This is a genomic window from uncultured Porphyromonas sp. (assembly GCF_902489635.1).
Taxonomy (GTDB): domain Bacteria; phylum Bacteroidota; class Bacteroidia; order Bacteroidales; family Porphyromonadaceae; genus Porphyromonas.
Genome location: NZ_CABUAN010000017.1, coordinates 21,367 through 40,815 on the forward strand (window position 1 = coordinate 21,367; position 19,449 = coordinate 40,815).

The 19,449-nt window shown below is 53.8% G+C and carries 11 protein-coding genes and 2 rRNA genes; 1 reads left to right on the forward strand and 12 read right to left on the reverse strand.

What is annotated here, in order from left to right:
- Nucleotides 1-7 precede the first annotated feature (7 nt).
- On the forward strand, nt 8-1,897 hold the full coding sequence (locus tag RDM37_RS04735) for a leucine-rich repeat domain-containing protein (RefSeq protein WP_308555459.1): 1,890 nt from the start codon (nt 8-10) through the stop codon (nt 1,895-1,897).
- Between the two features lie 294 nt (nt 1,898-2,191).
- Here RDM37_RS04735 and RDM37_RS04740 read toward each other — a convergent pair whose 3' ends face one another.
- The 12 genes from RDM37_RS04740 to RDM37_RS04795 all read right to left on the reverse strand — a co-directional run.
- Entirely contained in the window at nt 2,192-2,635 is a 444-nt protein-coding gene (locus RDM37_RS04740; protein ID WP_308555461.1) for a hypothetical protein, read from the reverse strand.
- Between the two features lie 70 nt (nt 2,636-2,705).
- Nucleotides 2,706-4,043, reverse strand: coding sequence for a hypothetical protein (locus RDM37_RS04745; RefSeq protein WP_308555463.1), 1,338 nt, complete (start codon nt 4,041-4,043; stop codon nt 2,706-2,708).
- Nucleotides 4,044-4,135: 92 nt separating this feature from the next.
- Nucleotides 4,136-5,098: a 2-dehydropantoate 2-reductase gene (locus tag RDM37_RS04750; protein ID WP_308555465.1), complete on the reverse strand. Its 963-nt coding sequence runs from the start codon at nt 5,096-5,098 to the stop codon at nt 4,136-4,138.
- A 6-nt stretch (nt 5,099-5,104) separates the two neighbouring features.
- Entirely contained in the window at nt 5,105-6,475 is a 1,371-nt protein-coding gene (gene lpdA / locus RDM37_RS04755; protein ID WP_298889126.1) for a dihydrolipoyl dehydrogenase, read from the reverse strand.
- A 36-nt stretch (nt 6,476-6,511) separates the two neighbouring features.
- A complete protein-coding gene (gpmA, locus tag RDM37_RS04760) occupies nt 6,512-7,258 on the reverse strand; it encodes a 2,3-diphosphoglycerate-dependent phosphoglycerate mutase (RefSeq protein WP_308555467.1) in 747 nt (248 codons plus the stop codon).
- A 29-nt stretch (nt 7,259-7,287) separates the two neighbouring features.
- On the reverse strand, nt 7,288-10,560 hold the full coding sequence (locus RDM37_RS04765) for a protein O-mannosyl-transferase family (RefSeq protein ID WP_308555469.1): 3,273 nt from the start codon (nt 10,558-10,560) through the stop codon (nt 7,288-7,290).
- Between the two features lie 164 nt (nt 10,561-10,724).
- Nucleotides 10,725-11,783: a putative sulfate exporter family transporter gene (locus tag RDM37_RS04770; protein ID WP_308555471.1), complete on the reverse strand. Its 1,059-nt coding sequence runs from the start codon at nt 11,781-11,783 to the stop codon at nt 10,725-10,727.
- A gap of 34 nt (nt 11,784-11,817) precedes the next feature.
- Entirely contained in the window at nt 11,818-12,471 is a 654-nt protein-coding gene (locus RDM37_RS04775; protein WP_308555473.1) for a LysE family transporter, read from the reverse strand.
- A gap of 607 nt (nt 12,472-13,078) precedes the next feature.
- The gene (locus RDM37_RS04780) at nt 13,079-15,622 is read right to left on the reverse strand and encodes an outer membrane beta-barrel protein (RefSeq protein WP_308555475.1); all 2,544 of its coding nucleotides are present in this window, start codon (nt 15,620-15,622) and stop codon (nt 13,079-13,081) included.
- Nucleotides 15,623-16,467: 845 nt separating this feature from the next.
- Nucleotides 16,468-16,710, reverse strand: coding sequence for a hypothetical protein (locus RDM37_RS04785; RefSeq protein WP_308555476.1), 243 nt, complete (start codon nt 16,708-16,710; stop codon nt 16,468-16,470).
- A 2,189-nt stretch (nt 16,711-18,899) separates the two neighbouring features.
- Nucleotides 18,900-19,010: ribosomal RNA gene (rrf, locus tag RDM37_RS04790) — 5S ribosomal RNA — on the reverse strand.
- Between the two features lie 127 nt (nt 19,011-19,137).
- Nucleotides 19,138-19,449 (reverse strand): 23S ribosomal RNA (locus tag RDM37_RS04795); the annotation flags it as partial.

Genomic DNA, 19,449 nt, shown 5'->3' on the forward strand with positions numbered 1-19,449 from the left:
TACTCCTATGAACAAGACACTTCTACGCACTTTACTCTCGCTGCTCCTCTGCCTACCAGCTCTACTACACGCAGAGGGCGACAAGGTCACCCTGCGCACGTCAGCTCCCGTCGGATCGCAGGTGGCTCTCGCAGTCAATGAGGAGGCGATCATCAGCGACGCTCTGCAGCTAGACCATAGTGGAGTCAATGCTGTGGGCAACGACTGCAACTGGTACAAGGTCATTCGTCAGGAAGTCGAAATCACTGGATCTATAACGATGATCGAGACTACCTCATTCAGACTAGAGAGTCTCAAGATCGAGCAGGCTCCCAATCTAGAAGCCTTCTTCTCTGAGGCGCGTGACCGAGGGACACAGACGATCCAAGAGGCGGACTTCTCGATGTGTCCCAACATCACCAAGATCGGCCTACAGATGGCTGAGCTAAAGCAGATCAAGCTACAGGGCTTGGCGCAGCTATCCCTACTCGGTGTCGGAGGGAACAATCTCTCTGCGCTAGACGTCTCTGGGTGCGACAACCTCAACGTCATATTTATGCACCGCAACCAGATCAAGGAGCCCGAGATGGGGGCTTTCATCACCTCCCTACCCTCTCGTGTCGACCAGTCGACTGGCTTCGTTGTCGTCATAGACACGCACCCCTCTGTGACGGACGAAGGCAATGTCTGTACAGCTGAGCAGGTGCGACAAGCTAGGGATAAAAACTGGATCATTAAGACGGCAGACAACGAGGAGTACCCTGGCTCTGGATATCAGAAGCACATCTCCGACGAGACGATCCGACTGACCACGACACTAACCATCGGTCAGGGCGACAACTTCATCCCGCTTGGTATAGAGGCCTATCCCGATGAAGACTTTGAGGTCGAGGGAGGCACTTATCACAGTACAGCTAATGGGCGTCGCTACTACCTACTCGAGAGCCCTAATCTAGTCATACGTGGCAAGGTGCGCTCGCTAAATTGTGGCGGCACCTACCTGACGCATCTAGACATCAGTGGCAATCCTGAACTGGAGACCCTCCTATGTGACGACAACAAGCAGCTCCAGACGCTCATCCTAGGGAGTCCTCGCAAGCTGAAAACGCTCAACACATCTGACTCACCCGTCGGAGATATAGACTTCGCAGTCCTTCCCGCCCTCGAGTACCTATATTGTAGGAATAGTCAAGTGCCTCCTCGCTCGCTAGTCTCTCTGCCCTCTCTGACGCAGCTCAAAGAGCTAAACTGCTCGGGCAACGCTTGGAGCACGCTAGATCTCTCCAAAGCCACTCAACTCGAAAAGCTATTCGCAGCTGGGTGTGGGCTATTGAAAGTAGACCTCTCGCATTGTCCCAACCTTCGTGAGGTACAGGTACATGTCAATTACCTTAGAGAGCTGCCTCTGGCTTCTGAAAAGCTCTATAGCGTGATCGCCTTTGACAATGAGATCAGCGGAGAGCAGATGACCCGACTAGTAGAGAGTCTCCCGACCTTTGAGGCTGGGGCTGACCCAGAGGCTCCAGATCAGGCCGAGTTCATCATATTCCGTACGGACAACGAGCCAGAAGCAGACAAAAACCGCTGTATGGCCTCAGACGTTCAGATTGCTACAGATAAGAATTGGACAGTCCTATCCGTTGATATGGATGACAATAAGTCTCTCTACGCAGGAGTGCAAGGCAATCACATATCGCTCTGTCCGCCCACTGCGGTCTCTCTCTACGTAACGCCTGAGGCAGTCCGCATAGAGGGCATTCCACACGGAGAGACCGTCACGCTGTACGACTTGTCGGGCGTGCAGGTCTATAGTATAGCGGCCAGCGCAAGCACAGCCGTCATCAGCACAGACGCTATCCCCTCAGGCGTTTACTACCTATCTGTCGGTGAGGAGATCGTTCCTCTTATCCTAAGATAAAGCACCTCGCCAAGGCGAAGAGTTCTGGAGCAGAGGGCTGGGTCCGCCACAACGGGCTCAGCCCTCTCTTTGTTTCGTCCCCCCACCCGTCGCCCCTCGTGAGCAACTCCTCGCTGTGTCGAAGATCAAATCGTTTTCCAACGATGGAAAGTTTTTGGAAAACCTATCTCCTGCCGAGCGCACACACCTGCCGAGCGCACACAAAAGAAGGGGCAGAAACCGCTTAGGTCTCTACCCCATACTTATTTGTCGTAGGGCTATGCCTCTACAAATATGTCGTGCCTGATAGCTTGACTACTTGACAAGCGTGAAGAACATAAAAGGCTTCGGCATGACGACTCCAGCTTCCAGCTCGTAGGCTATCAAGATGTTAGTGTCCCAATTGACCTTCAAGATAAAGTGGTTGATATCATCTCCTATCTTTACCGTGGCGGGATAAGCCTTTTGCGTAGCATCGTAGCTGTAAGTCACCGAGAGTGTGAGCTTCGTCCCTTTGATAGCTGCTGTCAGCTCGCCTTCCGTCTGAGAAGTGAAGCGAAGCTCGCCAGATACTTCACCGATCTCTTTGTCAATGTCAAGCCCTGGGAGGTCTGTAGCCATCTTCCAGCGGGTACCAACGAGTGCTACCTTAGGGTCCTTATCTTTGGGGTCCTTATCCTTCTTGCAGGAGCTGAGCAGGAGGGTGCTACTGGCTAGCAACATGGCTAGGCAGATGCGGATCAATTGTTCTTTTCTCATTGTGATTGGGTTATTTATTGGTTTAATGCCCGCTAAGGTACTGCTTTTTCTGAAAACTGCGAAAGTCCTATTAGCGATGCGGACGCTCGAGCTGTCGTATCTCCTGAGCAAGTGCATGCAATGCCTTGCGAGCTACGGGGAGCTCACGCTCGAGCTGTAGGATCATCTCGGTCAGGTCGGCATCGCTACCGCTATGCTGGTGGTAGGCTGTGCGGAGGCGAGCCAGTGTCTGCTCCTGCTCGGTGAGCTGCTTCTGCTGGGTCAGATATTGATCGTAGAGGGTCGCAGCCTCGGCGGAGTGAAACTGCTCGCGGCTAGTGTAGATCAGATCCGGTGCCACGACGAAGGCTCCCTGAGAGGCGTTGCTGTGGGCAGGCTGTGCGGCAGTTCGCTGGCTCAGCAAGGCAGTGTAGTCTACATCCGCCCGCTGCGTGATACGATAAGGGCGCAGCATAGCGTACTGACGCAGGAGTGCGGGGTCATTGGACGGAACCTCTGTCACCTCGCCATCATTGTAGACAAAGCGGTAAACGGTGACCATGCCGTGAGGAGCATAGCGGTCGGAGACGAGGTAGCCGAGATGACGCTCAGCATTGAAAGCCAGGAGCAAGTCATCGCCCGTGCTGTTGTACGGGAGTCCTAGCGGGACCGGCTGTAGGTAGCCTCCCGAAGCGGTCTGGCGGGTCATATAGAGATCTCGTCCGCCCAGTCCGTGCTTGCTAACAGCTGAGAAGTAGAGCGTGATACCGTCAGGAGCTAGTGAGGGGTAAGAGGGAGCCTCTAGGCTGTCTGGGATGGCGGTAATAATCGTAGCATCCGCTTGGGGGGTTGTGGGGATCGGCTGATTGGCAAGAAGATCGCCATAGACGAGACGCACGGGAGCCTCGGGACGCTCTCGGAGCGGTCTGATGTATCGATCGCCACGCTCGGTGAGGAAGCCGAGACCTAGGCTGTCGCAGGAGAAGACTTTGACACCTTGTCCGTTGAGGTAGTTGGCTAACTGATCTCGTGCGATGGTGACGGTGTCGGCCACTTCTAGCCAGAGGACGTTTCCCATGAGCCGGCGCAACGCATGCAGTCGTTCAGCGTAGAGGTCGGTGGCGTGATGCGCCTTGCGCGCTCTGCTCTGCTTCTCGAGCGAAGCGGACTGCTCGTCTAGTCGCAGCTCTCGGAGATAGCTCTCCCAGAGAGCGGGCAGGTACTTGCCATTTTGATGAGCGAGGTACTCATAAGCCGAGACAGCTAGGTCACTGCGTCCTCGCTTTGTAGCCTGCTCCACGAGCTGCGTGGCGGTAGCTACAGAGGGCTTCGTACGAAAGGCTTGCGTGAGCGAGTCTAGCTCCTGACCTTGGACCATAAAGAGTGGCAGTGTGAGGAGGCAAACGAAGAGGACGAGTAGACGCTTCATGGGGGATTAGATGTTAGAGATTAGAGGTTAGATATTAGAGCAAGCGTCTCGGAGTAGTCAGACGATATCCGACAGCTCCGAGACGCTGATGATTACTGCTGCGCTATGCGCTGCAAGATGCCGGCGTAAGCCTCTTCGTAGTGTGGTGCTGAGAGGCCTAAGCGACGACTCTCACGGACTACATAACCGACAAGACTCTCGACCTCGCTCTGATGATGGTTGCGTAGGTCGCTATTCATCGAGGTGGTCGTGGCGGGTGGCATACGCTCTATGCGACGAAGTGCTGAGGCGACTGGATCGGCATCGCTGATGCCCCACCCCTTAGCACGGTAGAGCTGGCAGAGCTCTTCGGTGAGTCCGATGACAAAGGCACGATGCGCACCGAGCAAGCCCTCGACATTGCAATCGTAGTAGCCTGTTGCAGCTGCTGAGTTGGAGAGCATGAGGTACTTCTTGCGCACCTCCTCCATAGGATCGTCGGGGATGACGAGGTCGATGCCCGCAGCTTGGGAGATCCTGAGAAGTCGCTCTTCGCTAGCCGTTCGCTCACCGCCGATGGGGCGTGCTAGGGAACCTATGTAGAGTCGCTCGTTGTCGGAGTGGCTCTCCACTACGCCAGGCTCTGTGCGCCGTGCGGTGATATAAGCGACACCCGCCCAGCGCTCGACCTCTGCGGGGAGCATCGTGCGGAGCTGCTCGTGGATGTCTAGACCATTGAGCAGGGGCAGGACGGCACTCTCTTTGGTCAGGAAGGACTGCAGTGGACGAATACTATCGGCTAGGTCATAGCTCTTGGTCACGACGACTAGATAGTCTATCGGGGCCAGCTCTTGCGGATCGCAAGTGACGCAGCTAGGACGCACGATGGTCTCTGCCAGACGAGGCGAAGAGATGCGCAAGCCCTCACGGCGTACACGATCGTAGTGCGCTCCTGGACGCATAAGGTAGGAGACGCGCAACTGGTCGGGATGCTCCATAGCGTAGCGTGTCCAAAGCCCGCCGAAGTATCCGCCGACGCCTCCTAAGCCTAGTATAACGATGTGAGAAGGTCTCATGGCTAACTAGTGCGTACGGGGAAAGGTCTCTAGCGTCTCCTTGAGGATCTCAGCCACAGAGGGGTGCGGGAAGATGATTTCGCTCAGCTCGTGCGCTGTCATGCCACGCTCGATGGCTAGCCCAGCGGTGACGATCAGTTCGCTACAAGGATTGCCTAGCATGTGCACACCGAGTATCTTACCTTCGGGGTTGACAAGGACTTTGCAAAATCCTGAAGCCATCTCGTTTTCGGCAACAAAGCGACCTGAGTAGCTCATCGGGAGCATCAGCTTCGTATAGACCTTGTCTCCATTCTTTAGTGCGTCTTCGGTGAAGCCTACGCCCGCTATCTCGGGATGCGTGTAGACGACCCCTGGGATGGCGCGGTAGCTCATCGGATTGATCTTACGGCCGAGGATATGGTCCACCGCTACCTCTGCCTCACGCACAGCCGTATGGGCTAGGAGCGAGTGGCCATTGACATCGCCCGCAGCATAGAGGTTGGGGAGCGAGGTACGGAGATATTCGTCAGTCTTGACGCCTCGACGCTCTAACTCGAGCCCTTGGCTGAGCAGTGCCTCGAAGGAGCTAGTCACAGGACGACGACCCACGGAGAGCATCACTTGCTCGCCCTCTACCTTAAAGGTCTCGCCCTCGTACTCGACCTCTACGCCATCAGCATAGAGATGCGTCACCTTGTGCTGGAGGTAGAACTTGATACCACGCTTCGTGTACTCCTCACGCAGGAGTGCAGCCAGCTCGCTGTCCATCCCGTTGATGATCTCGGGGAGCATCTCGACCACAGAGACGGTCACGCCCATCTCGTTGTAGTAAGCTGCGAACTCCATGCCGATGACGCCACCACCAATGATGACGATCGAGGCGGGAAGCTCCTTGCTGTCCAATGCCTCTCGGTGGGTAATGTAGTGCCCCTCCTCGACACCTGGTATAGGCGGGATAACCGTCTCTGAGCCCGTGCAGAGGAGTAGATGCTTAGCCGTATAAGTCTCACCAGCTGCCGTGACGGTATAGGTGTCGTCACTATTGTGCGCTGTGACAGTTGCATGCTCCGTAACCACGGTCACGCCAGCATCCTTCATACGTGCACGAATACCAGCGACGAGCTTGCGCACGACTTTGTTCTTTCTAGAGATAACCTTGGCGGGGTCTATCTGCTCTGGCGTACAAGTGACGCCATACTTAGCGGCACTCTGTACCGTCTGCCAAACTTTAGCCGAGTACAGGAGCGTCTTCGTAGGGATGCACCCTTCGTTGAGGCAGACACCTCCGAGCGCGCGCTCCTCGATGAGCAGCGTCTGCAGTCCGCCACGAGCAGCACGCTCAGCAGCTGTGTAGCCCGCAGGTCCTCCACCGATGATGATCAGATCGTATGTCATAATTGAGATTGTCTAATGAAATGAACGGGATCGTGTCTACTTGCTCTTGCCCTGATTGGCAACGGCTGCCTGAAGCTTAGCTATCTGCTCGGGATCACCAAGGAAGTAGTCACGCTGCAACTGCATCTTGTCGTCAAACTCGAAGACATACGGGATGCCCGTCGGCAGGTTGAGCGCAGGGATCTCTTCGTCTGAGATACCCTTGAGATGCTTGACGATGCCTCTCAAGCTATTGCCGTGAGCCGTGACGAGGATCTCGCCATACCGCTCCAGGTCGGGACGAATGTTGCTCTCCCAGTATGGGAGGATGCGCTCGACCGTCTCCTTGAGCGACTCCGTGAGTGGGAGCTCGTCCGGATTGACCGCAGCATAGCGTGGATCGTGCTGAGGGGCACGTTCATCGGTCGGGTCTAGCGGTGCGGGCGGCACGTCGTAGCTGCGTCGCCAGATGTGCACCTGCTCCTCGCCATACTTAGCCGCTGTCTCAGACTTGTCCAGCCCTTGGAGCATGCCGTAGTGCTTCTCGTTGAGGCGCCACGACTTCTCCACGGGGATCCAGTCGAGGTCCATCTCGTCGAGGATAATGTTTAGCGTCTTAATAGCGCGCTTGAGATATGATGTGTAAGCCTTGCCAAAGCGAAAGCCCGCCTTGAGTAGCTGTCTGCCAGCCTCGTGCGCCTCCTCGACACCTTGCTCGGTGAGGTCGACGTCTGTCCAGCCTGTGAATTGGTTACTCTTATTCCACGCACTCTGTCCGTGGCGTACTAATACAAGTCTTTTCATAAGGGTGAGATAAAGGAGTTTCTAAATGATTACTGGTTCGTTGTGTCAGAGAGACTCTGATCGATCTGCTGAGCAGTCACCGCCTTGAGTGCCTCTAGGGAGCTGCCAAAGGCGGGGAGCGCCTGTCTTAGCATCGGCTCATACTCGGCCAAGAGGTTGCGACCCCAAAGCATATCTATACGGAGTGAGTTCATAAGCGTGCGGGGCGCATAGATCACCGTAATGTCGCTCATAAGAGCCATCTGATGACGTGGGCTCTGCTGGCTAACCCAGTAGAGGAGTTGCGCCGTGTCACGGTAGAGCGAACGAATGATGACGTCCCCCTGCTTTGGCATGCCAGCGCGGTAGTAGGCATCGGCTAGAGTTACATCCATCATGTCGTAGGGCACCGCCTTAGGCGAGATCACCTCAGCACACTTCGTCAGCACCTTCTTAGCTCGCTCGGTATCGCCTTGGCGCAGGAGCGCCTGGGCTAGCATCGCGAAGACTTGAGAGCGGTAGTAGTAAGAGATATTCCGTCGGATATTCTCATCAAAGTAGATGTCGGGGTCGTTGGCATTGAAGTAGCGATACTTGTTCATCACCAAGTCATACAGACGCTCCACATCTACCTCGTAGGGCGTACCCGCTACGGTCGTCGGGTTAAAGCGCTGCGCCATACCCACATAAGACATATACTGCCTCTGGTTGGCAAAGATATTCTGAGGAGCCGAGCTTACCCACATGATCGGTCGCTGCCACTCAGATGCGCCCAGCATGTCTAGGACAAAGAGCTGATCTCTCGTCATGACCGACTTGCCCTCTAGCGAAAGCACCATACTCTTGGGCATAGGCAAGCCCTGAAGCTGTGGGAACTGCTTAGCAACAACTGCCGAGTCAACGGGGAGCAACACCTTGTCCGTAGGTATCTGCGCATGTCCCTGAGGCACGGTCTTGGTCGCCTCCTTCATAGCTTGGTCAAAAGGCATCGGCACCGCACTCGTCGGGCGTACCAGCGCATAGGAGTTCGTCACAAAGAAGGCCGGAGTCATATACTTATTCGGTATCGGCTGCGCCTCGTAGCTGTGACGCAGCATGTGCTTGCCGTACCACTCCGACTGCAGGTAGCTTAGGTTGCTCACCTTGACATCAGTGCGCACGCCCTCCACCTCCTGGGCATACCACAGGGGGAAGGTATCGTTGTCACCGAAGCAGAGCAACACCGCATTGGGATCGCAGCTGATCAAGTAGTTGTAGCCGAAGTCGCTCGCCAGGACACGTCCCGAGCGGTCGTGGTCGTCCCAGTTTTCCGAAGCCATCTGTATCGGCACGATCAGCCCTAGTACCGAGACGATCGAGGCGGTCAGTACAGGCTTGAGCTTAGCACGGCTCAGCAGCTCGTAAAGGCCAGCCACACCGAAGCCGATCCATATCGCAAAGGCGTAGAAAGAGCCCGCATAGGCATAGTCTCGCTCACGCGGTTGCCCTGGCGTCTGGTTGATGTAGAGGATGATCGCCAAGCCCGTCATAAAGAAGAGCACCAGCGTGATCCAAAAAGCTTGCATCCCCTTCTTGCGCCTCGTCACTTGAAAGGCTATGCCGAGGAAGCCGAGGAGCAATGGTAAGAGGTAGTAAGCATTGCGCCCCTTGTTGTTGCGAAGTTGATCTGGCAGATCTTTGGTCTTGCCCAGTGCGATCTGATCAATAAACGAGTAGCCCGTCAAGACTCCTCCCTTGAGCATACCGCCATCACCCTGCAGGTCGTTCTGACGACCGATGAAGTTCCAGCCGAAGTAACGCCAGTACATATAGTTAACCTGATAGCGCAGGAGGTACTTCAAGTTGTCCGCCATCGAGGGCTTAGACATATCGTCTGGATTGCGATCCACCCAACTGTTGTAACCACTTATATGCTCCGGCTGCGAAGAGTACATACGGGGGAAGAGCATCTTGCTCCCCTCGGCATACTTGACCTTCGGCTGACTAGATATCTTGACATACTCGTCTGGTTCGTTGGGATTACTCTTCACCTTAGGTGCATAGACCGGGCTGCCCTCCTCCATAGCTATAGGACGCGCCACGTAGGTAGCACTGTATAGATGCGGGATAGCGCCGTACTGCTCGCGGTTGATGTAGCTCTTGATGGCAAGTGCCGTGTTCGGCTCATTCTGATTCATCGGCGTGCCAGCCAGCGAGCGCACCAGGATCACCCCATAGGAGCTAAAGCCGATCATGATGACCAGCATACACATCTGTGCCGTGTGCAGCATCTGGAGGGAGACCTTTCTGTTTTGGAATAGGTATATAGCCAGAGCTATCGTCACGATCACGCCTAGCCAGACGGCTCCTCCGAAGTATGGGATGCCGATCAAGCACCACGAGAGGATAAACGAGCTAATGATCAGACTACGACCACGCTCGCCTCGCTGATAAAGCGTGAGCGAACCGACCAGCACCACCATGAGGACCGCTAGATAGAGGTAGAAGCCACTGTTGTACGGCATCTTTAGCCCATTGACCACCCAGCGATCTATCGTACCACCGAAGGCGACGACACCCTGCATGATGCCAAACATAATGACCGCAATCAAGACGAAGGAAACGATCAGTGTCGTCACGATCCCCTTGAAGGTCAGCGTATCATGCTTGCGGAAGTAGTATATGAGTGCCATCGCCGGGATGCAGAGCAGGTTGAGCATGTGCACCCCGATGCTTAGTCCCATCACGTAGGCGATCAGGACGATCCAGCGGTCGGAGCGAGCATTGTCTGCACGGTCGCTCCACTTGAGCATCAGCCAGAAGACCAGCGCCGTCAGGAAGGAGCTAAAGGCATACACCTCACTCTCCACAGCACTGTACCAGAAGGTATCTGTAAAGGTATAGAGCAACGCTCCCACCAGTCCCGAGCCCATGATCAGGATCGTCTGCGCTAAGGTAGGCACAGGCGTCACCCCCTCAGGGATCAACTGCTTGGCACAAGGCGAAGCACCCGGCAGCACCACACGGCGCACCAGATGGGTGATACTCCAGAAGAGCAGGAGGATCGTCCCCGCACTGAGCAGGCCACTCAGCGCATTGGTGTATAGTCCCGCCAGCTCAGGCCTAGGAGCTAGGTGTGCAGCGACATTGTACACAAGCATGTAGATCGGCGCACCAGGTGGGTGACCCACCTCCAGCTTAAAGGCCGATAAGATAAACTCGGGGCAGTCCCACAGACTCGCTGAGGGACCGATGGTCATCAGGTAGACCACCGCTGCGATGACAAAGGTCACCCAGCCCACCACGTTGTTCAGCAGATTGTACAGTCGCCAGTTCTGTTGCATATCTATAGTTAAGGTATCGTATATGGGGACAAAGATACGAAAATAGAGGTTAGAGGGTTAGAGATTAGAAGTTAGAAATTAGAGATTAGACTCTAGAGGCACTAGCCTCACTAGAAGCACTAGTCCCCTCTAATCTCTAACTTCTAATCTCTAACTTCTAATCTCTACCCTATCAGGCGGATCAGGCAGTAGCCCCCGATGGTGAGCCACAGATAGAGCGCACCCGCTAGCAGGAAGGGCTTGCCACCAGCCTTTCTAAAGCGAGCAAACGACGCATCACTACCGAGTGCCGCCATGGCCATACAGAGTCCGAAGTCGTCCGCCCAGCGAATGCCTCCACAGATCTGACCATAGAGATCGCTCACACCCTGCTGCTCAGCAAGGTAGCCGATGAGCGTATTGACGCAGATCATGATGAGAAACCAGATGGCGAACCAAGGTATCGACACCTTGCGCTGCGCCGTGGCTCCTCCGCCACGCCCGCCACTTTGCAGGACGGAGGTGAGGATCAGCAGGAAGGGGGCCAGGAGGATCACACGGATCATCTTCGTGATGGTTGCTGTCGAGGCTATTGCCTCACCCATAGCACCGCCAGCACCCGCCACGTGAGCCACCTCGTGGAGCGTACCCCCAGTGTAGATAGCCATCTGATGATCCGTCAGCCCGAGCCACCCTGTCGCATGGACCAGTGGATAGATAAACATGCTGAGCGTACCAAAGAGCACCACCGTAGCGACAGCTACGACCGTCTTCTCCGAGCTAGCTCCCAGCACAGGCTCGGTGCCTAGTACGGCAGCGGCTCCGCAGATGGCACTACCCGAGGCAGTGAGGATGGCGGTGTCGCGGTCCATCTTGAGCCAGCGACCGATGAGCACCCCAAGGAGGATCACCGAGGTGACGATGATGAGGTCATAGATAAAGGCCGTAGCTCCCGCCTCGTAGATATCTGCCAGCGTGAGGCGAAAAGCGTAGAAGACGATTGCCAGGCGTAGGATACGCTTCGATGAGAAGGCTAGCCCAGGTACCCAAGCGGGGTTGAGCTTGTGCCGTAGCGTGTTAGCATAGATCATGCCTATCAAGACACTTATGATGAGTGGAGAGATGCGGAGCGTCTCCTTAAAGAGTGGCAGCTGCGCTAGTAGCACAGCTACGCCGGCGAAGGCTGCCATCAGGAGTAGCCCACACCAGAAGCCCCTGGTAGGGCGTGAGATTGCTTTTGTCATATATATAAATAAGGTATAGGTCTAGTCGCGGCTTTTACAGAGCCACAAAGGTGTAGAGTAGCGAGACAACCGCAATCACGGCAAAGACGAGCGCAAAGATGCGATTGAAGAGGCGCAGATTGCGCAAGCTCACAAAGTCTCGCAGACGGGTCGCTATGTAAGTGATAAAGAGCCACCAGCTCAAAGCTCCCAGAGCGATGGAGATGAGTCCGAGAGCAAACATCCCGTAGGGGGGCTCACCGAGTGGATAGACGAAGTTGAACTGACTGAAGAGGACTACATAGACGGGGACGATGAGCAGATTGGGAATGGTCAGCAAGAAGCCACTACCTAGGCGAGAGAGGTTGCGCTGATTGATCTGCCCCACGACACGCTGCGACACCTCAAGGCGAGGTTTGCTGAAGTATAGGTATATAGCAAAGGCCAAGAAAAGAAGACTCGCCACGATACGCAGAGCCATCTTATTGTGGTCTACATAGTCTAGCATGATCCCCGTAAAGAAATAGGTGAAAATTGCATAGACTAGGTCGCCCAGCGTGGCTCCTATACCTGTGATGACCCCTGCACGCCGACCCTGCTCGAGAGCTCGTCGCAAGCAGAGGATCCCAGCAGGACCCATCGGGGCAGAGATGCAGAGACCTATGATGATACCTCCGACTAACTGTAATATGTACTCTGTAATCAACATGTATCTATAGCATCAGAAGGAGAAGCCTCACGGAGCCTACTCCACTTACTCTCGTGCAAAGATACGAAATTAGAGATTAGGGGTTAGAAGTTAGAGGCTAGATGTCCGATGGCTCCGACACCCTCCGATAGCTCCGATCACTCTCCGATACCTCCGATAGCTCTGATCCTCTCCAACACCCTCCGATAGCTCCGATCACTCTCCGATACCCTCCGATACCCTCCGATACCCTCCGATAGCTCTGATCCTCTCCGATCGCTCCGATAGCTCTGATAGCTCCGATACCTAATTTCTAATCTCTAACCACTAACCTCTAATTACATATCTTTACAGGGAAACTCGTCCGATCCCCTCCTTTCTCGAATATCCACGTGGATATTTCAAAATGCCCACGTGGATATTTTTTATTTTCCACGTGGGCGTCATTCATTTCCTCCGAAGTTTCATTTCATTCCTCCGAAGAATTTTTTATTTCCTACCTGGGAAATAAAAATTCTCCACGTGGATATTTTAAAATATCCACGTGGAGATCACTTTTCCCCGATATGGCTCCGTATCGATACGTATCCAGATCTAAATAAAAGCTAACAGCCAACAGCCAACAGCGTCAGATACCGAAGCGGTCGGTCGAGAGCTGTGTAGGCTGCTTCGTCTCTACCTTGTCAAAGCTACCGAACGTGTAGCTCAGATGAACTGAGAAGCGGGTATTGTAGCGCGAGGGTCGGAAGTCCACCTGATGGATTCCGTAGTTGACCCGCACCCGTGGCACACCCGCATTGAGGAGGTCGTCTCCTCGCAGGGTGAGGCTCCACTTCTTATCCTGGCTGGTCCACTTAGCACGACAAGCGAGGTTGTATATATCGCCTAGACTATAGTAACCCTGTATGGCTCCGTGCAGATAGCTCCCGTCTAGCCCGATGGTGATATTGTGCTTTTGGCTGAGCCTAAACTCATTAGAGAGGCCGACATAGTACATAGGCTTGGTGCACTGGTAGGTCGGCTCGTAGGGGATCTCTAGCTTGACCGAGTTAAGCTGACCATTGAGGGTCAGGCGCGCGTTCCACCACTTGGTCTGAGGCAGTGGCACGACAGCTCCGATACTAGCATTACTGGCATAGTGCCAGTTCCACGTTTTGTAGACCAAACGACTTCTATCAGGGTCTAGATACATCTGCTGCTCGAAGCGATGAGGCTGATAGTAACCGCTCAAGAAGAAGACATACCGCTGCTTGAAGATGTAGTTCACCTGCCCAAAGTACGTCACGTAAGGCCTAATCTGTGGATTACCCTCCCAGAGTTGATAGCGATCATCCGCCCGTGAGAAGGGCTCACGCTCCCAATAGCTCGGGTCCCTCTTGACAGATTGTATGTTCATCTGTAGGACATGGTTGGGATTGCGTGCGTAGCTGAGACTGGCCTGCGGGATAATCTGAAAGGTCTCCTCCGCACCTATATAGTTCGCATAGTCACCAATCAAGGTTAGCCCGAGGCTTAGCCCATTATTAAACTGCTTTTTACCGCCTATATAGAGGTCCGCCAGTAGCTCTTTACTGGTTCCTGACACTGCATCGCTTGGCACTTGCTGACCATTTCGCCAGAGGTAGGTTTGTCCATTGATCGTCTTGGAGTAGGAGACCTTGGAGCCGTACGACAGACCCCAGCCGCTCTCCCAGCTATGACTATTGTCGATATGCCCGCCCCACACCTGCGAGAGCTGATCACTCGTATAGCTCGTAGCATAAGGTGAGCGAGGAGACTGCTCCATACCATAGAGCACCTCTCTGTGAACCCGATAGTGCGTGTAGAAGAGACCCGCCAGCAAGTTGCCACCCAGTCTGTAGTTTATAGCAACGTGATGCGTATTGGCACCGCTTTTGTTTAGCGACTCCAGAGGTTCACGCTCCTTTTGGTTGACTTGGTATCGGGACGTTCCCTCGGGAGGGGTCAAGCTCCCGTAGTAGTCGACGGATAGTGAATGGCGCCCGAACTTATACCCCAGCTCGGCAAAGAGGGTATGCTTGTTATAGTTCGTGTAGCCACTGTTTTCTATCTCAAGCCCCTTGGTGTAGCTACCAAAGGGAGCTATGTCGTAGATTAAGTCACTTCGCATTTTACCTAGACTAGCCCTATAATTGGCGGTAACGGAGAAGCCATTGGGAGCGGAGTAGTTGACACTACCACCCGCAGCGTAGTTGCTGTAGTACTTATTGCTATACTCAGTAAAGAGCTGACCAGAGGTGCCACTCAGAGGGCTGCCCGTAGCTTGCCCCTTGAAGACTACATTGATCGAAGCACCCTTAGCTCGATAGCGGGCAATGGGAGTATAGGATATCTCCACACTAGCGACCATCTCTCGGGGAATGCTCTTGAGACGCTCGAGTAGCATATTTTGAGGAATGTCGGAGGGCTGGCCATTGAAGACCAAGGTATAGCCATTGGTCCCCACGAGCGTCGGCACATCGCCCTGCATCGACATCCCAGGAAGCTGACCCAGCATCTCATAAGCGGTGGTGACGGAGCTATGTGCGAAGAGCTGATCAATATCGTAGCTCGGGGTGGTACCATCGACGAGCTTCATAAGCGGACGCTCCGCCTTGACCACCACCTCGCCCAGTTCACCTGTCGCCTGATCCATATAGAGCAGGTCAGGCAGCGGAGCATCCAGGCTCACGCGGAGTGTCTGATAAGCCAGATGGTTCACCTGGAGCCAATGCGCCCCCTCACCTGAAAGTTCAAAGGTCCCCCCGTCGCTCGAAAGCGTCGTGGAGACCACGGTCGAATCTGCCGAAAGCAATATGACGGTCGCCATAGAGATAGGCTCCTCGGTCACCCTATCTCTGAGCTGCCCACGATAAGTCTCTTCCTGCTGCGGGTGTACGCTCTGCGGCTGTGCGCTCTGAGACTGCTGGAGCTGAGTGCTCTGAGGTTGCTGAGGTTGAGTGTTCTGAGATTGCTGGAGCTGGGCGTTCTGAGGCTGCGGCTGGGTGCTCTGAGGCTGCTGGAGCTGAGTGCTCTGAGGCTGCTGGGGTTGCCCTTTGACTGTCTGTCCGTTGGAACCTTCTTTAAGCGTTTGTCCGCTGAGGCTTTGGGTGAGCATCAAGCTAACCACAACCAATATCGCGAGAAGTCCGCTCTTTCTTCCTAAAATCATAGCTCTTTTTGTCTGTGTGTCTGTATGTCTGTGTGTCTGTATGTTACTACACCGCTTGTCGCAAAGGTACCTTTTTTTTAGATACGCAAGCCAACACTGAGACCTCAACTCCGCAAATCTCACAAGTAGCCAAATGAGACCAGTAGCCCGCCGTAGGGAGGCACGGCTCGTGTCTAGCAGAAGAACGTTCGCTGTCGTCCATTCCCGTCAAAGCGAGACGAGTAACCCTTTGTAGGGACGCACGGCTCGTGCGTCCGTCCCCGTCAAAGCAAGACGAGTCCTCCGATCCACTCCGATTTGCTAAGGTCTCAAATCTTTTAGTACCTTTGCCATTGAGAGAGAGCTACTGTTGCTGGGGTTGGTGCCAGAGGTATCAACTAAAGTTCCCTTCAGTAGTTCTCTTCTCTGAGAGCTACTGTTGCTGGGGTTGGTCCCAATGGCATCAACCAAACGTCCCTTCAGTAGTTCTCTTCTCTGAGAGCTACTGTTGCTGGGGTTGGTGCCAGAGGTATCAACCAAACGTCCCTTCAGTAGCTCTCTTTTTGTAGCCTCTGACGAATGCATCTTGCCAGGCTGAGCATCATAAATCTCACGAGCGTTCCCCTACTGCGGGGCTACCCGTTTTTACAGGCTATCTCTGACTCTCAAGTTCTTTTACTATCTTTGTGGCGAGTTCTAGGTCTAGATAGGCCACGTCGGCGAGATTGATTCGCCGTTGGTCTATCTGATTTAGAACTCTTTCTTTATCCACACTTCTCAGCTTTTCCCCAGGGTACTCCCCCATTACGCTGCTCAAACCTTACTACCGCCCGCTGACACATATACACATCAGCGCATCGAGCTAGCTAGCAATCAACTCTGCGAAGCTGTGGGCATATCAAACAAAAGCTTATCTCAAGTTCTTTCACTACCTTTGTGGCGAGTTCTAGGTCTAGATAGGCCACCTCGGCGAGATTGATTCGCCGTTGGTCTATCTGATTTAGAACTCTTTCTTTATCCACACTTCTCAGCTTACCCGAGGCCACTAAGGGAGCGTCCTCCGTCCCTTGCAGCTTCTCAATCTCTTTTACTACCTTCGTGGTAGGCATAAGCTTCTGCTTAATATTTCCGCCTGCAAGATAATTGGGCTCTTGGGTTGAAAGAAAAGCAGAAGCTTTCTCCTTGTTTACTGGCCTCCATTTATCCCCTCCCGTGATTCCCCCTGCAAATCGCCACGGTGCCGGGCATGCTCCAAGACAAACTCCACATAGTCGCCTCCAGTTCGCAGATGCACTCGCTAGGGTCCTCCATTCTCATCGACAACCTTCGAGACATTTGTAAGAGAGACTCAAGCTTCTTATCTTTGTACTCAAGAAAAGGCAGATTGATTCGTTGAAGGCAACGTGGGAGATAAAGCGCCAACTTCATCAATCAGTTTGCCTTCTTCTATTTCCGTAAGAGCGTGATCGTAATACCAACTATTCCGAGACTCCCGATAGCTGATTTCTATTTTCTCAGGATCTCAATTACTTTCACTACCTTTGTAGGTACAGAAAGCTCTTGGTTATATGTAGCACTCGCAATTGGAGCGAGAGAGCTTGTATAATCGAGAGCTTTCGCTGGCTATGTGCCTTACGAGACTCCCGATGGCTAATTCTTATCTTCTCAAGGTCTCAATTTCTTTTACTACCTTTGCCACTAGAAGGAGATGTTGTGGAAGAGTACCCGTTAGTATTCCTGTCCTCAGTCATAGTACTAGACGAGCCGGTCTTGGCAGGTAGACCGTCTCTCGATACGGGTACAGATCCACCCTCTCCTGTTGGCGAGCTAGACGTACCGCTGGAAAGGGCTCCAGCCTCCTCAGGCGATTCAGTCGATTCTGAGGGCATGATGAGGACTTGCCCGCCCTCACCTCTAAAAGTCTCACCTTGAGAGCTGTCAGGAAGAGCAGAAAGGGCTGCTGCCGCTTCTTACGAAGTCTGTATGAGGACTTGCCCGCCCTCGCTGACAGAACCCTCTCTTAGAGAAGGAGTCTCCTCGGTAGAGTTCCCGCTGCGGGTCGCAGGGCTACCAGGATATCCAACCTGCGTTTCCACATCCTCTTGGCTCTCAGTAGCAGGGTCAATGCCTAGTGCGGGTACGGCAGACCAGTGGAGCCCCTTCTCTTTACTTTCGACTAATTGCTCCCTACGGATAGCCAGCTCTATCCAACCCATCAGATAGCAGCATATCTATCTCATAGCGTCCTAGTCGAGGTCGCCCACGTCAGCGAAATTGGTTCGCTGTTGGGTGATCTTTGCTAGGACGCTTTCTATATCAGGACGCTTGCTACATCTAGATAGAAAGCAACTGGATACAAGACCTTTCCCCTAAGCTATCCAAGACAACCGCAAACGGTCGTCTCCCCCAGCCCCCTCCGACACCTCCGATCCTATCCTTCCGACACCCTCTGATTGCTCAGCCCCACTCCGATACCTCTGATCACTCCGATTACTTCCGATCAGCTCCGATAGCTCTGATCCTCTCCGACCACTCCGATAGCTCAGATCACTCCGATACCCTCCGACCCGCTCTGATCACTCCGATAGATAGGACCTCGCAAGAGGTCCGACGCATCGTAGCCGTCGGTCGGAGGGGCAAAGCCCCGAACGACCGATGGGGACAAGACGATAGTAGTTTGTCGACCCCTTGTGGGTCGGACTAGACAAAGGCTACAGTCCCAGTCCGACCTCCCACATGGGGAGGTCGCTTGCTTCACTTGGCTCTCCTAACCCTCCAGTCGTTCGGGGCGTAGCCCCTCCGACTGGGGGCTACGATGCGTCCGACCGCAAGCGGTCGTTCTCTCCCATCCGCTCCGATCCACTCCGACAAAGCTGGTTTAGAGAGAAAAAAGAAACCGACCTATGATTAGGCCGGTTAGACTTGTTTGTATTGTAGTAAGGTAAGGACAGCAACCAGAGGGTAATCTACCGTCCCTACGAGGCTTGAAAGCCAATTTGTTGTAGACAAAGCCCTCCGGTGTTCAGCTACTCGAGACTCATTAGAAAGAAAATTCGGCTCAGAGCCTATTAAAGTATTAGCGTCACAGTAGCCTAGCTGCCTTATTATGCCTACAAAGGTATGAAAATTTGACTTACTAGAATCGTCCTCCTTCTGCACGAAATATCAACGCTTTCGATTACCTCCGACATCTCTGCTCCACTCCGATAGCTCTGATCGCTCCAATCACCAACAACCAAGGGCCCAAAAAAAAGAGTCCCCAGACAGGTATCGTACCTATCTGAGGACTCTCCAATGGGAAAGGCGGTTACCTACTCTCCCGATTTTACTCAGTACCATCGGCGCTATTGGGCTTAACTGCTCTGTTCGGAATGGGAAGAGGTGGATCCCCAACGCTATAACCACCTTAATGGGGCGACATACGTAGACTTATATAGTTACTCTAGATAGCAAGTGAGTCAACAATGCTGCAAACTCACGAATACGCTGCTTCGTTTTTAGGCGTACACTCTAAGTAAGTCGTATAACTCAACTCTCTTAGCGAATCGTTCGGGTAATTAGTACTACTCGGCTTTGACATTACTGTCTTTACACCTGTAGCCTATCAAGGTCATCGTCTTTGACCACCCTCAATGAGATCTTATCTTAGGGTCGGCTTCGTGCTTAGATGCTTTCAGCACTTATCCTAGCCCGACTTAGCTACTCGGCATTACACCTGGCGGCATAACCGATAGACCAGCGGTCGGTCCAACACGGTCCTCTCGTACTAGTGTCAGAGCCCTGCAAATCTCTACGCCCACAACAGATAGAGACCGAACTGTCTCACGACGTTCTGAACCCAGCTCGCG